The following is a 12,100-nucleotide window of genomic DNA, read 5'->3' as shown; positions in this document are numbered from 1 at the left end:
GGTCGCGGAGGAAGGTGATTGGGAGAAGTGGCCGAAGTCGGGCGGTACTGCCGTGTACTGCCGTGTCACCCGCACATGGCAGCGACAGAAGTCGACAACTCCGAAGAAGGCGCGCCCGCCTGTGCGCCTTCAGGTCCGCCCGAAGGTGCACCGACGGGGTCCGCCCGACAGTGCACCGACGGGTCCGCCCGCCCGTGCGCCCGAACGTGGTCTCACTCCCTGCGGGCGCCCGCCGACGGCACCGCGGGGAAGATCTTCGGCCCGGCGAACCCGGCCCCGGCGAAGGCCTTCTCGACCGCCGCGGCCACCGACGCCGCCCGTTCCGCGGCCACCAGGACGATCGCAGAGCCGCCGAAGCCGCCGCCCGTCATCCGCGCCCCCAGCGCGCCCGCCGCGTTCGCCGCTTCGACCACGAGGTCCAACTCGGGGCAGGAGACCCGCAGATCGTCCCGGAGCGAGGCATGGCCCTCGGTGAGGACCGGACCGACGGCGGCCGCGTCCCCCGCGTCGAGGAGGGCGATCGTCCGCTCGACCCGGTGGTTGTCCGAGACGACGTGCCGGACATAGCGACGAACCGATTCCTCGCTCAAACGCACGAGAACATCGGACAGTTGCGCGTACGGGACTTCGCGCAGCGTGCGCACACCGAGCGCCCGCGCACCCGCTTCACACCCGGCGCGCCGCTCCGCGTACGCGCCGTCCCCGAGCGCGTGCTTCACCCGGGTGTCCACGACGAGGAGCCGCAGCCCCCGCGCCGCCAGGTCGAAGGGAACCTGCCGGTACGACAGGTCACGGGTGTCCAGGAAGAGCGCGTGGCCCTCGATCGCGCACGCGGACGCCATCTGGTCCATCACCCCGCACGGGACGCCGACGAAGGCGTTCTCCGCGCGCTGGGCCAGGACGGCGAGTTCGGGACGGGAGAGCCCGAGGCCGAAGAGGTCGTTCAGCGCGAGCGCGGTGACGACCTCAAGGGCGGCGGAGGACGACAGGCCAGCACCGGTCGGCACGGTGGAGGCGAGGTGGACGTCCGCCCCGGTGATCGCGTGCCCTGCCTCGCGCAGGGCCCAGACGACACCGGCGGGGTACGCGGCCCAGCTCCCGCCGCCGCCCGCGAGCGGTTCGAGCGCGGCCACGTCGAGCCGGACGACACCGCCCTCGACGTCGGCCGAGTGGAGCCGCAGCTCCCCGTCGTCGCGCCGCGAGACGGCGGCGACGGCCGTGTGCGGCAGGGCCAGCGGCATCACGAAGCCGTCGTTGAAGTCGGTGTACTCGCCGATCAGGTTGACCCGGCCCGGGGCGGCCCAGACGCCCTCCGGCGCCGCCCCGTACAGCTCCTCGAACTCCCCCGCCACGCTCATCCGCGCCCCAGCTCCCTCTCTCTCGCGAACGCCCAGGCGTCCCGCACGATGTCCGCCAGGTCCGGGCGGGACGGAATCCAGCCGAGCCGCTCCCGCGCGGCCTCCGCCGAGGCGACGAGCACCGCCGGGTCGCCCGGGCGGCGCGCGGCCATGACCTCGGGGACCGGGTGGCCTGTCACCTTGCGCACGGTCTCGACGACCTCGCGCACGGAGAAGCCGTTGCCGTTGCCGAGGTTGCAGATCAGGTGCTCGCCCGCGGTCATGGCGTCCAGGGCGAGCAGGTGGGCCTCGGCGAGGTCGGCGACGTGGATGTAGTCGCGGACACAGGTGCCGTCGGGGGTCGGGTAGTCGTCGCCGTACACGTTGATCGCCTCGCGGCGGCCCAGGGCGACGTCGAGGACGAGCGGGACGAGGTGCGACTCGGGGTCGTGGCGCTCGCCGCAACCGCCGTACGCGCCCGCCACGTTGAAGTAGCGCAGCGAGACCGCGGCGAGGCCGTGGGCGGTGCACTCGCCGCCGATCATGTGGTCGACGGCCAGCTTCGACGCCCCGTAGGGGCTCGTCGGCGCGGTGGGCGCGGCCTCGGTGATGGGGACGGACTCCGGTTCGCCGTAGGTGGCGGCCGTGGAGGAGAAGACGAGTTTGCGGACGCCCGCCTCGCGCATCGCGGCCAGCAGCGCCATCGTGCCGCCGACGTTGTTCTCCCAGTACTTCTCGGGCTTGGCGACCGACTCGCCGACCTGGGAGAAGGCCGCGAAGTGCAGGACGCCGTCGTAGGAGCCGTCGAGCCACTTCGCGGCGTCCTGGATGCGGCCCTCGACGAACTCGGCCCCGGCCGGGACGCCTTCGGCGAATCCGGTGGAGAGGTCGTCGAGGACGGTGACCTCGTGGCCCGCCTCGACCAGGTGCCGGGCGACCGTGCTCCCCACGTAACCCGCGCCGCCGGTCACCAGGTACCTGGATGTCGCGGTCCTCATGTCGTTGCCACCTCTCGGAGTCGTTCGGCCGCCGCCTCCGGCGGTACGTCGTTCATGAACGCGCCCATGCCTGACTCGGTGCCCGCGAGGTACTTCAGTCTGCCGGGTGCCCGCCGGACGGTGAAAAGCTCCAGGTGCAGCCCGAACTCCACCCGGTCGGCGCCGTCGACCGGCGCCTGGTGCCAGGCGGCGATGTACGGCGTGGGCGGCTCGCCGGGTCCGAAGATCCGGTCGAAGCGCCTCAAGAGTTCCAGATACGTCTGTGGGAAGGCTGTGCGGGCCGCCTCGTCGAGCGCCGGCAGGTCGGGCACCCGGCGGGTGGGGTGCAGGTGCACCTCGTAGGGCCAGTGCGCGGCGTACGGGACGAAGGCGATCCAGTGCTCGTTCTCCAGGACCACGCGGGCCCCGTCGGCGCGTTCGCGGGCGACGACGTCGTCGAAGAGGTTGCGTCCCGTACGGGCCCGGTGTTCGGCGGCCCGCTGCCGCATCAGGGCCGTACGGGGGGTCACGTACGGGAAGGCGTAGATCTGGCCGTGGGGGTGGCCGAGGGTGACGCCGATCTCGGCGCCTCGGTTCTCGAAGCAGTAGACCTGCTCCACGCCGGGGCGGGCGGAGAGTTCGGCGGTCCGGTCGGTCCAGGCGTCGAGGACGAGCGCGGCCCGTTCGGGGGTGAGGTCGGCGAAGGAGGCGTCGTGGTCGGAGGTGAAGCAGACGACCTCGCACCGGCCGGCCTCCCCGGAGAGGGAGGGGAAGCGGTTCTCGAAGACGGCGACCTCGTAGTCGGGGGCGGGGATCTCACTGGGCCGCCCGTCGCGGGAGGGGCAGAGCGGGCAGGCGTCGGCCGGCGGGTGGTAGGTCCGGCCCTGCCGGTGCGAGGCGACGGCGACGGAGTCGCCGAGGAGGGCGTCGTAGCGGATCTCGGAGGCGGAGGAGACGGGGTCGAGCGGCCGGGTGTCGACGGCGTCGCGGACGGCGTCGTCCCGCGCGTCGTAGTAGATGAGCTCGCGGCCGTCGGCGAGGGTGGTGACGGTCTTCTTCACGGGCGGTGTCCTCAACGGGGAACCAAACAGAACCACGCACAAGGAACCACAATCAAACATCGACAGTCAACGCCGAGCGACCACTGTCGTGAGTGACTCTTCAGGGCAGGGCACAGCCCCTGAGGGCCTGTCCGGCGGATCAGGGTCGGACAGGCCCTCAGGGCCCGACCGGAAAGTCAGGCCCCTAAGGGAACTCGCTCCGGGCCCCCGGTACATGCGCCCGATCCAGCAGCCCGGTCCGCGCTGCCAAGGCCGCCGCCTCGAGCCGCGACCCCACCCCCAGCTTCATCAGCACCCGCTGCACATGCGTCCGCGCCGTGCTCGGCGCGATCCGCATGCCCGCCGCGATCAGCCGCGTGTCCTCGCCCTCCGCCACCCGAACGAGGACCTCCACCTCACGCGGCGTCAACATCCGCAGCAGCCGCTGCCCTTCGTCGTCGGGCTGCGCCGACGGGTTGAGCAGCTCCGCGAAGGCCCCCTGGAGGAGCTGCGGCGCCACCGCCGACTCCCCCGCCCGCGCCTTGATCAGCGCCCGCTCCACGCCCTCGATGCGCTCGTCGTGCCGTACGTATCCCGACGCGCCGGCCGCGAAGGCCGCCGCGATTCCGCGCGGCGACGGCACCGGGCCGAGCACGACCACGGCCACCTGCGGCCGCTCGCGCTTGATCCGTACGATCGGGTCGAAGGCCCCCGGCTCGGCCGGGGCGGCCGTGCCGAGCAGGCACACCTCGGGCGCCCGGCTCACCACGAGGTCCGCCGCGCCCGCCACAGGGGCGGCCGCCGCGAGCACACGGTGCCCACGCAGTTTCAGTGCCGAGGCGAGCGCCTCGGCGAGCAGTCTGTGGTCGTCGACCACCATGAGCCGCACGCCCATCGAGCAACCCCTTAGTTCCCCCCTGAGGCCGTCCCCCGACCCCAGCCACTCCGATGACCCGGCAAACTACACGTTCGTCCCCCCGGACTTCGAATACTTCGCCCGTCGGGACCCCACGCAAACAGCCCGGCGCGCCGAGTGAATCGACGCGCCGGGCTGTGCGGTTACGAGCCGGGGGTCAGCCGGTGGTGGCGAACCCGAGCGCCAGGTACTCCCTGGTGGTCGTCCCGCTCGGCTTGCTGACCATGACGTCCGAGATGAACATCCGGCCGTTGGCGTAGAGGATCTCGGCGTAGTCCTCCGAGAAGCTGCCCTCCGCGTCACGCACCGTCTTGTCCGACGGGTTCTCCATGAGCACGGTCGGCTTCATCGTGCCGCCGTCGATGGAGACGATCTGCCCGCCCTTGTCGTACGGCGGGCTCTTGTACGCGAGGAGGTTGCCGCCGTCCATGCGCAGCGGGATCAGCGTCCACTTGTCGCCCGCGTCCGCCTTCTCGATCACCTGCTTGCCGGTGGTGAGGTCGAACGCGAGGATCTCGTTGGTCTCGTCGCCGTACTCCCCGGTGCTGCCCTCGCGCTCCTCGGTCGGCAGGTAGAGCCGGCCGTTGCCGACGACGACCTTGTTGCAGGCCTCGACCTCGGTGGAACGGCACTTGGCCGCGAACCGGTCCGCGTCCGCCGCGATCTTGACCTTCAGCTTGCCGGTCTTCTCGTCGATCGAGAAGAAGTCCGAGATGCCGCTGCCGTCGCCCGCGGTGTCGCCGACGTCGGCCGCGACCACGAGCGGCTTGGTGGAGACGATCGCCGCGTACTCGACGCCGGTGGGCATCTTGTACTGGGAGATCACCGCGCCGTTCGCCGGGTTCAGGTTCTGGATGACGACGTACTGGGCGTTGTACGAGCCGCACTTGCGCGCCGCGACGAGGCCCTCGCCGCCGCCGTAGCCCATGTCGTAGCAGCTCTCGGCGTTGGCCTTGGGCTTCCAGCGCGGGTTGCCGTTGGCCAGGTCGAAGGCGGCGCCGCCGTCGGTGCCGCCGGCCGCGACGGTCGTACCGCTGAGGGTGACTTCGCTGAACCTGGCCTTGTCGTCGCCCGCGTTGCCGCCGGTGACGGAGGTGGACCACACCAGCTTGCCGGCGGCCAGGTCGACGACGCCGACCTCGGTGCACGGCTGATAGAACTTCGGCCCGACGCGCTTGGTCGCCTCGAAGAGGATCGCGGTCTTGTTGTCGGCGGTGACGTGGCGCGAGGTGCCGCAGACCTGCCCGGGCAGGGCCAGGGTCCAGATCGGGGAGCCCTTGTCGAGGTCGTGGCCGACGATCGAGTTGACGGCCGTCTTCACGTACGCCTTGTCGGTGATCCAGGAGCCACTGACGTCCGTGGTGTCGTCGACCTTGGGCTGCGGCAGCTGGAACTTCAGCGAGGACTTGGTGTCGGCGGGCACCTTCTCCTTGCCGTTGCCGCCGAGTCCGTTGCCCCCGCTCTTGCTGTCGCCGCCGCCGGTCGCGCCGGTCGTGGTGCCGCCCGCGGTGTTGTTCTCCTCGCCGCCACCGGAGGTGGCGTACCAGACCCCGCCGCCGACGATGAGGACGACGGCGACCACGGCGGCGATGACGATCTGCATCTGCGCGGACAGCTTCTTGCCGCCGCCGGGGGCCACGACCGCGGTCGCCGGCTGCTGCGGGTAGCCGTAGGGCTGCTGCGGCTGCGTCGGGTACCCGTACGGCTGCTGCTGACCGGGCTGCTGCGGGTAGCCGTACTGCGGCTGGCCCTGCGGCTGCGTCGGCGGCTGCTGCGGGTAGCCGTACGGGGGCTGGGCCGGCGGCTGGGCCGGCGGCTGCCCCTGGGGCTGCGTCGGCGGCTGGGCGGGCGGCTGCTGGGGGTAGCCGTACGGGGGCTGGTTCGGCGGCGGCGTGGGCGCGCCGAAACCACCGGGCGGCGGGTCCTGCGGCGCACCGAAACCGCCGGGCGGCGGGCCCGGGGGCTGGCTGGGCGGGGGCGGAGGCGGCTGGGTCATGGTGTGGGTACCTCGGAAGTCATTCGGGCGTCGCGGTCGGCGACGGCGAGAAGCGCCGCCACGACCGCCGTGAGCACGGCGGTCGTGGGGCGCTTGCCCGGCTGCTGCGGTGGGGTCATCGGTGACGGACCGGCGTCACTTGCTGAAGGACATCATCGTCTTGGTCTCCTTCTCCTCCGCGTCGTTCTGGGCGCTGACGCGCCCCGCCGCCACGACGAAGTGGCCGCCGGAGTAGAGGTAGGCCGGGCTGTAGTAGTCGTCCTCGATCTCGGCCGTCGACAGCGGGTGCTGCTGCAGGATCTTCGGCGAGCCGCCGGTCGGGGCGATGGTCGCGACGGCGCCGCCCTTGTCGTACAGCGCCTTCATGTAGACCACGACCTCCGAACCCTCCATGCGCAGCGGGGTGATCGTGCGCTCGGCGGGGGCGGCGGCGCGCCACTTCTGCTTGCCGGTGTTCAGGTCGAACGCGACGACCGCGTTGGCCTGGCGGTACTCCGAGTCCGTCGCCATGTAGAAGGTGTTGGCGTCGGCGGTCACACCGTTGCAGCCCTGGAGGTTACGGCCGAAGACGACGAACGCGCCGCCGCCGCAGTCCGGGGCGTACTTGTCCTTGCCGCCCTCGATCTGCGAGCGGAGCTTGCCGTCGGCGGTGACGGCGAAGACCGTCCACTTCTTCTCGTCGCGCTGCTGCGCGGAGACGACCAGCGGGTCCACCGAGTAGATCTTGTCGACCTCCCAGGTGGGCTGGAGCTTGAAGGTCCACTTCGGCTTGCCCGTCGCCGGGTCGACCTCGCTGATCTGCTCCTGCGGCTTGTTGACGTCGCCGGTGCGGCAGGCCGCGGCGGCGATCAGCTTGGCGCCGCCCGCGAAGGCGTACGGCTGGCAGCTGCCCTCGGCGGGCTTGCCGAAGAGCTGCTTGCCGTCGGCGAGCGCGAAGCCCCAGGAGTGGTTCATGCCGGCCGCGGTCACCGTGGTGCCGCTGATGGCGAGGGTGACGTCGGAGAACGAGCTGAAGCCGGTGCCCTTGTCGAGCGTCTTCTTCCAGCCCGCCTTGCCCGTCTTCAGGTTGACCTGCTGAAGGACCTTGCAGTCCGCGCGGTCGCCCGCCTTGTCGTTGATGGCGATGACGGTGGTGCCGTCGGCGGCCGGCTCGGGGGCGGCGGCGCAGACCTCGAAGGGCAGGTCCAGGTTCCACTTGGGGGCGCCGTCGGAGAGGCCGAAGCCGCTGATGCCCTTGTACATCGCCTTGGCGACGACATCGCCCGAGACCCACGGGCCGAACACGTCGGCGCCGTTGCGGGGCAGGTCGACGTTGTTCTTGAGCAGCCAGTCGATCTTCGCCTCGCCGTTCTGGCGACCGGCGTTGAGGTCGTCCTCGGCGTTGCGGCCGTCACCGTCCCCGGAGCCGTCGCCCTGGTCGACGGACTCGGTCGGCTTCGGAGCGCCGCTGGTCGCCGTCGGCTTGGCGATCGGCGTGTCCTTGTCGTCGCCGCTGAGCGCGAACCAGGTTCCGGCGCCGATGACGAGCGCGGCGGCCACGGCCGCGCCGATGATGACACCCGGCTTGCCCTTGAAGGGGTTGTTGCCGCCGGGCGCGGGCGCCGGGGGCTGGGTGGGGTAGCCGCCGTACGGGTTGGGCTGCTGGCCGTACGGGCCCGGCTGCTGCGGGTACCCGTAACCGGGCTGCGTCGGCTGGCCGTACGGCCCCGGCTGCTGCCCCGGCTGCTGCTGCTGCGGGTAGCCGTAACCGGGCTGCGGGGCCTGGTCGTACGGACCGGACGCGGCGGGCGGCGGCGTCTGCGGGGCTGCCTGGGGAGCCTGCGGCGGGGCCGGCGGTGCCTGGGGCGGCATCGGCGGAGCCTGCGGCGGCATCGGCGGCGGGCCCTGAGGCGCGTTCTGCGGCGGGTTCTGAGCCGGATCCGGGTTCGGTGCGCCGAAGCCCGGCGGCTGGTTGCTGGGCGGCTGGGTCATCAGCGCGTTCCCCCTTGGTGTGAGCGGGTTTTCTTTCTACCACTCACCCGATGGCGCAAAAGCGACCGGTCCACCCCTTGTTCCCAAGGGAGGACCGGCCCGTAATGCCCTCGTTATGCGATTCGCACGGCTTCTCTACGCATCCTCACGCGTCCTCCGCCAGTTCAAGCCAGCGCATCTCCAACTCCTCGCGCTCCCCGGAGAGTTCCCGGAGCTCCGCGTCGAGCTTCGCGACCTTCTCGAAATCCGTCGCGTTGTCGGCGATCTGGGCGTGCAGCCTGGCCTCCTTCTCGGAGACCTTGTCCAGCTGCCGCTCGACCTTCTGCAGCTCCTTCTTCGCGGCGCGCGCGTCGGCGGCCGAGAGGCCCGGCTTCGCCTGGGCGGTCGCGGCGGCAGGGGCGGCCGGGACCGACGCCTCGATCATCTTCCGGCGCCGCTCCAGGTACTCGTCGATGCCGCGCGGCAGCATCCGCAGGGTCTGGTCGCCGAGCAGCGCGAGCGTGCGGTCGGTGGTGCGCTCGATGAAGAACCGGTCGTGGGAGATGACGACCATGGAGCCCGGCCAGCCGTCGAGGAGGTCCTCCAGCTGGGTCAGGGTCTCGATGTCCAGGTCGTTGGTGGGCTCGTCGAGGAAGAGGACGTTCGGCTCGTCCATCAGGAGGCGAAGCAGCTGCAGACGGCGGCGCTCGCCGCCGGAGAGGTCGCCGACCGGCGTCCACTGCTTCTCCTTCGAGAAGCCGAACTGCTCGCACAGCTGGCCGGCGGTCATCTCCCGGCCCTTGCCGAGGTCGACCCGGTCGCGGATCTGCTGGACGGCCTCCAGGACCCGCAGCGTGGCGGGGAGTTCGGTGACGTCCTGGGAGAGGTAGGCGAGCCGTACGGTCTTGCCGACGACGATCTTCCCGGCGGCGGGCTGCTCCTCGCCCTGGCTGACGGCCGCATCCGCGAGCGCCCGCAGGAGGGAGGTCTTGCCCGCGCCGTTGACGCCGACCAGGCCGATGCGGTCGCCGGGGCCGAGCTGCCAGGTGAGGTGCTTGAGCAGCGTCTTGGGGCCGGCGGTGACGGTCACGTCCTCCAGGTCGAAGACCGTCTTGCCGAGCCGGGCGTTGGCGAACTTCATCAGCTCGGAGGTGTCGCGCGGCGGCGGCACGTCGGCGATCAGCTCGTTGGCGGCCTCGATGCGGTAGCGGGGCTTGGAGGTACGGGCGGGGGCGCCGCGCCGCAGCCAGGCCAGCTCCTTGCGCATCAGGTTCTGCCGCTTGGTCTCCTCGGTCGCCGCGATGCGCTCGCGCTCGGCGCGGGCGAAGACGTAGTCGGAGTAGCCGCCCTCGTACTCGTGGACGTCACCGCGCTGCACGTCCCACATGCGGGTGCAGACCTGGTCGAGGAACCAGCGGTCGTGGGTGACGCAGACGAGCGCGGAACGGCGCTCCTGGAGGTGCTTGGCGAGCCAGGAGATGCCCTCGACGTCGAGGTGGTTGGTGGGCTCGTCGAGGACGATCAGGTCCTGGTCGTCGATGAGGAGCTTGGCGAGCGCGATACGGCGGCGCTCGCCACCGGAGAGCGGGCCGATGACCGTGTCGAGGCCCTTCTCGAAGCCGGGCAGGTCGAGCCCTCCGAAGAGCCCGGTGAGCACGTCGCGGATCTTGGCGCTGCCGGCCCACTCGTGGTCGGCCATGACGCCGATGACCTCGTGCCGGATGGTCGCGGTCGGGTCGAGCGAGTCGTGCTGGGTGAGCACGCCGAGCCGCAGCCCGCCGCTGTGCGTGACGCGGCCGGTGTCGGCCTCCTCCAGCTTGGCGAGCATCCGGATGAGGGTGGTCTTGCCGTCGCCGTTGCGGCCCACGACCCCGATCCGGTCCCCCTCGGAGACGCCGAGGGAGACACCGTCGAGCAGGGCACGTGTGCCGTACACCTTGCTGACAGCCTCGACATTGACCAGGTTGACGGCCACGTTTGACTCCTGAAGCGGGGAATGGATCGAGGTCCAAGGGTAGACGCCGGGCCGAGGGGACGGCGTCCGGTGTCCTCCCACCCCAGGAGGGCCCAGGGCCTGTCCGGCGGATCAGGGGCGGACAGGCCCTAGCAGCGGTTGAGGGTGCCGCTCCCCCCGGTGGTCTTGTCGGCGAACACCCAGCCCTCGGTCTCCGTGCCCTGGATACGGGCGTAGATCCACTTGTTGCCGTGGGCGTTGGTGACGTAGCAGTGGTAGTAGATCTTCACGCCGTCCTTGACCGCGGTCACCCAGCCGCACTCCGAGTACGGCCCGGTGTAGAGGTGGGAGTTCTGCGACAGGTACCCGTACCCGTCGCTGCGGTTGGCGTGGGCCCAGCCGGTGCACGCCGTCGAGGTGGGGGTGGGCTCCTTCCCCGTGGCGGTGGGCGTGGGCTTCGCGGACGTGGACGGCTTCGCGGACGGGCTCGCGGACGGCTTGCCGCCGGGCGTCGCCTTCGTGGGGCCCGGCTTCGTGGGGGTGGCGGACCCGGTCGCGCCCGGGTCCATGGACGTCAGGTCGCCGGGGGCGGTCGGTTCGACGTCGCCCGCGCCGCCGCCGGTACCGGACGCGTCGCCTTCGGCCGAGGAGCTCGCCCCGGGAGGCGCCGCGTGCGCGCCGCCGCCGACCGGCTCGTCACCCGTGTTCATCAGCGCGTACGCGACGCCGCCGCCCACGAGGACGGTGGCGACCGCCGCCGCGACGACGGTACGGGTACGACGGCGCCGGGCACGGACGATCTCGGTGCGACTCTCGGAGCGGCTCAAGGGCACGGCGGACTGCGGGGCGCCGGGTACGGGGGGCTGCTGCGGGGAGGGGTGCGGGAACTGCTGCGGGGCCGGGTGCGGGAACGGCTGCGGGAGCGGCTGCCCGAACGGCTCGGGGGCGGGGCCGAAGGCACCGGGCGGGGCCTGTACGGGTGCGGGGGCGGGGGCCGGAGTCGGTACGGGTGCGGGGGCGGGGGCGAGGTTCGTCGTTCCGCCCGCGGCGACCGCCTCCAGCATCGCGCGCGCCCGGGCGGCGTCGGGCCGCTGCAGCGGGTCCTTGGCCATCAGCGCCCGCAGCACGGGAGCGAGCGGTCCGGCGCCCAGGGGCTCCGGCAGCGGCTCGCCGACGATCGCCGCAAGCGTGGACCAGACCGAGGTGCGGCGGAACGCGGAGGCGCCCTCCACGGCCGCGTAAAGGGTCATGCCGAGCGCCCAGATGTCCGAGGCGGTCCCCGGCTCCTGGCCCTGCGCGCGCTCCGGCGGCAGATAGTCGAGGGAGCCGACGATCTGACCGCTCTGGGTCAGCTTGGCCAAGGCCTCGTCGCCGGAGGTCTCCATGGTGGCGATGCCGAAGTCGGTGAGCACGACCCTGCCGCCGCGCTCCAGGAGCACGTTCCCCGGCTTCACGTCCCGGTGCAGGATCCCCGCCCGGTGCGCCGCGTCGAGGGCGTCCATCAGCTTGGCGCCGATCGCGGCGACCTCGCGCGGGTCGAGCGGGCCGCGCTCGGTGAGGACGTCGTCGAGGGAGGGCCCGTCGACCAGCTCCATGACGATGACGGGCAGCCCCCGCTCCTGGATCACGTCGTGCACGGTGACCACACCGCTGTGCCGGATCCGGGCGGCGGCCTGCGCCTCCCGTTCCATCCGGACCCGAAGATCGGCCAGTTCGGCGGCGGAGGCGTCGGTGAAGGCCCGCAGGACCTTGACCGCGACCTCGCGGTTGAGCACCTGGTCCACCGCCCGGGCGACCACGCCCATGCCACCGCGCCCGATCAGCGCGGTCACGCGGTACCGCCCGCCCAGAACCTCGCCGACCAGATCCGCGCCGTTCGCCCCCGTCACCCGTCCCGCTCCGATCCGCAGTGCCGCATCGATTCATCACA

Annotated in this window: 8 protein-coding genes; all 8 read right to left on the bottom strand. The window is 72.1% G+C overall.

The features are described 5' to 3' along the window. Positions 1–212 precede the first annotated feature (212 nt). Positions 213–1,358 carry a galactokinase gene (gene galK, locus ACGFYP_RS22180; RefSeq protein ID WP_393496122.1) on the bottom strand — a complete coding sequence of 382 codons (1,146 nt, stop codon included), beginning with the start codon at positions 1,356–1,358 and terminating at the stop codon, positions 213–215. Next, the gene (gene galE / locus ACGFYP_RS22175) at positions 1,355–2,335 is read right to left on the bottom strand and encodes a UDP-glucose 4-epimerase GalE (RefSeq protein ID WP_393496119.1); all 981 of its coding nucleotides are present in this window, start codon (positions 2,333–2,335) and stop codon (positions 1,355–1,357) included. The genes galK and galE overlap by 4 nt, the downstream gene beginning before the upstream one ends. Next, a complete protein-coding gene (gene galT / locus ACGFYP_RS22170) occupies positions 2,332–3,375 on the bottom strand; it encodes a galactose-1-phosphate uridylyltransferase (RefSeq protein ID WP_393496117.1) in 1,044 nt (347 codons plus the stop codon). The genes galE and galT overlap by 4 nt, the downstream gene beginning before the upstream one ends. 184 nt (positions 3,376–3,559) lie before the next feature. Continuing rightward, positions 3,560–4,249: a LuxR C-terminal-related transcriptional regulator gene (locus ACGFYP_RS22165; protein WP_393496114.1), complete on the bottom strand. Its 690-nt coding sequence runs from the start codon at positions 4,247–4,249 to the stop codon at positions 3,560–3,562. A 178-nt stretch (positions 4,250–4,427) separates the two neighbouring features. Further along, on the bottom strand, positions 4,428–6,266 hold the full coding sequence (locus ACGFYP_RS22160) for a PQQ-binding-like beta-propeller repeat protein (RefSeq protein ID WP_393496111.1): 1,839 nt from the start codon (positions 6,264–6,266) through the stop codon (positions 4,428–4,430). Positions 6,267–6,401: 135 nt separating this feature from the next. Continuing rightward, positions 6,402–8,237, bottom strand: coding sequence for a PQQ-binding-like beta-propeller repeat protein (locus tag ACGFYP_RS22155; RefSeq protein WP_393496108.1), 1,836 nt, complete (start codon positions 8,235–8,237; stop codon positions 6,402–6,404). 145 nt (positions 8,238–8,382) lie between these two features. Beyond that, positions 8,383–10,191, bottom strand: coding sequence for an ABC-F family ATP-binding cassette domain-containing protein (locus ACGFYP_RS22150; protein WP_393496105.1), 1,809 nt, complete (start codon positions 10,189–10,191; stop codon positions 8,383–8,385). Between the two features lie 128 nt (positions 10,192–10,319). Then, positions 10,320–12,059, bottom strand: a complete 1,740-nt coding sequence (locus tag ACGFYP_RS22145; RefSeq protein WP_393496102.1) for a protein kinase — start codon at positions 12,057–12,059, stop codon at positions 10,320–10,322. Positions 12,060–12,100 lie beyond the last annotated feature (41 nt).

The sequence above is a fragment of the Streptomyces sp. NPDC048370 genome (assembly GCF_043200825.1).
Classification (GTDB): Bacteria; Actinomycetota; Actinomycetes; order Streptomycetales; family Streptomycetaceae; genus Streptomyces.
Note: the sequence above shows the minus strand (reverse complement) of the source record. Positions and strands in the feature narration are given on the sequence as shown.

Coding starts and splice junctions, on each gene's coding strand:
- galK (WP_393496122.1), bottom strand. CDS start 1,358: ATGAGCGTGGCGGGGGAGTTCGAGGAGCTGTACGGGGCGGCGCCGGAG.
- ACGFYP_RS22160 (WP_393496111.1), bottom strand. CDS start 6,266: ATGACCCAGCCGCCTCCGCCCCCGCCCAGCCAGCCCCCGGGCCCGCCG.
- ACGFYP_RS22155 (WP_393496108.1), bottom strand. CDS start 8,237: ATGACCCAGCCGCCCAGCAACCAGCCGCCGGGCTTCGGCGCACCGAAC.
- galE (WP_393496119.1), bottom strand. CDS start 2,335: ATGAGGACCGCGACATCCAGGTACCTGGTGACCGGCGGCGCGGGTTAC.
- ACGFYP_RS22165 (WP_393496114.1), bottom strand. CDS start 4,249: ATGGGCGTGCGGCTCATGGTGGTCGACGACCACAGACTGCTCGCCGAG.